General features: G+C 51.9%; 8 tRNA genes and 1 rRNA gene. All 9 read right to left on the bottom strand.

What is annotated here, in order from left to right:
* Window positions 1-76: 76 nt before the first annotated feature.
* Window positions 77-151, bottom strand: a tRNA-Gly gene (locus tag JV16_RS14765).
* Between the two features lie 4 nt (window positions 152-155).
* A tRNA-Leu gene (locus JV16_RS14770) sits at window positions 156-236 on the bottom strand.
* A gap of 4 nt (window positions 237-240) precedes the next feature.
* A tRNA-Lys gene (locus JV16_RS14775) sits at window positions 241-316 on the bottom strand.
* A 9-nt stretch (window positions 317-325) separates the two neighbouring features.
* Window positions 326-401 (bottom strand) — tRNA-Thr (locus tag JV16_RS14780).
* Window positions 402-569: 168 nt separating this feature from the next.
* Window positions 570-645 (bottom strand) — tRNA-Phe (locus JV16_RS14785).
* Window positions 646-803: 158 nt separating this feature from the next.
* Window positions 804-879 (bottom strand) — tRNA-Asp (locus tag JV16_RS14790).
* A 5-nt stretch (window positions 880-884) separates the two neighbouring features.
* Window positions 885-961: transfer RNA gene (locus tag JV16_RS14795), tRNA-Met, on the bottom strand.
* Between the two features lie 11 nt (window positions 962-972).
* Window positions 973-1,048: transfer RNA gene (locus JV16_RS14800), tRNA-Val, on the bottom strand.
* Window positions 1,049-1,058: 10 nt separating this feature from the next.
* Window positions 1,059-1,175: ribosomal RNA gene (gene rrf / locus JV16_RS14805) — 5S ribosomal RNA — on the bottom strand.
* Window positions 1,176-1,351: the final 176 nt, after the last annotated feature.

The raw sequence follows: 1,351 nt of genomic DNA on the forward strand, positions 1-1,351 counted from the left end.
CCGGCACGGTAGTCACCTACCGCAGGATTTTAAGTCCTGTGCGTCTGCCAATTCCGCCACCCCGGCATAGGCATGTTGGAGCGGAAGACGGGACTCGAACCCGCGACCCCCACCTTGGCAAGGTGGTGTTCTACCACTGAACTACTTCCGCATTATGCGGGTGGAGGGACTTGAACCCCCACGCCAGAGGCGCCAGATCCTAAGTCTGGTGCGTCTGCCAATTCCGCCACACCCGCATCATGGTGAGCCATGGAGGACTCGAACCTCCGACCCTCTGATTAAAAGTCAGATGCTCTACCTACTGAGCTAATGGCTCAAAACAATCTGGTGCCGGCTGCAGGACTTGAACCCGCAACCTACTGATTACAAGTCAGTTGCTCTACCAATTGAGCTAAGCCGGCAAAATATGAAGTGCATCAAATTTTTAGATCGTTTGTCAGTTGTGCCTCTTCCTCTACTCGCATACTCAATGATGATGGATGCGTCGAGGCAACTCGTAGCTTATTCGTTGAAGCTTTGCTCGTCTCTACCAATTGAGCTAAGCCGGCATGATACCATATATTTTAAAATGGTGGCTCGGGACGGAATCGAACCGCCGACACAAGGATTTTCAGTCCTTTGCTCTACCGACTGAGCTACCGAGCCATATAGATAGTATATCCTTAAATTATTCAGATGGAAAACGTCCTTCGTCCCGCTCTCCGTTTGCTTACTCAAGATGTTGCTCGAGCGGTACGCTGTAGCCTTGCCAAAGAAGTCGATTCAAACGTGCTCTACCGACTGAGCGCTACCGAGCCATACAATGGCGGTCCCGACGGGACTCGAACCCGCGATCTCCTGCGTGACAGGCAGGCATGTTAACCACTACACTACGGGACCAATATTGGTTGCGGGGGCAGGATTTGAACCTGCGACCTTCGGGTTATGAGCCCGACGAGCTACCTGGCTGCTCCACCCCGCGATGATAACATATGGTGGAGGATGACGGGATCGAACCGCCGACCCCTTGCTTGTAAGGCAAGTGCTCTCCCAGCTGAGCTAATCCTCCATTACATCTTGCCCGGCAACGTCCTACTCTCGCAGGCGGTGTCCCGCCAACTACCATCGGCGCTGGAGAGCTTAACTTCCGTGTTCGGGATGGGAACGGGTGTGACCTCTCCGCCATCGTCACCGAGCAAACATGCTTTAGACAAATGTTATTATAAAGGAATATTTTTTGTTGTCAAGCTTTTTTTATTCCTTCAAAACTAGATAACAGGTTTTGTGTAGTCGCCTACGCTTTTCTTGTGTCTAGCTTCGAACTAACATCCTCCTACGCCTTCGCTTTTTCCGTTCGACGTGCACGCACGTC

It is taken from the genome of Anoxybacillus ayderensis (genome assembly GCF_000833605.1).
Classification (GTDB): Bacteria; Bacillota; Bacilli; order Bacillales; family Anoxybacillaceae; genus Anoxybacillus; species Anoxybacillus ayderensis.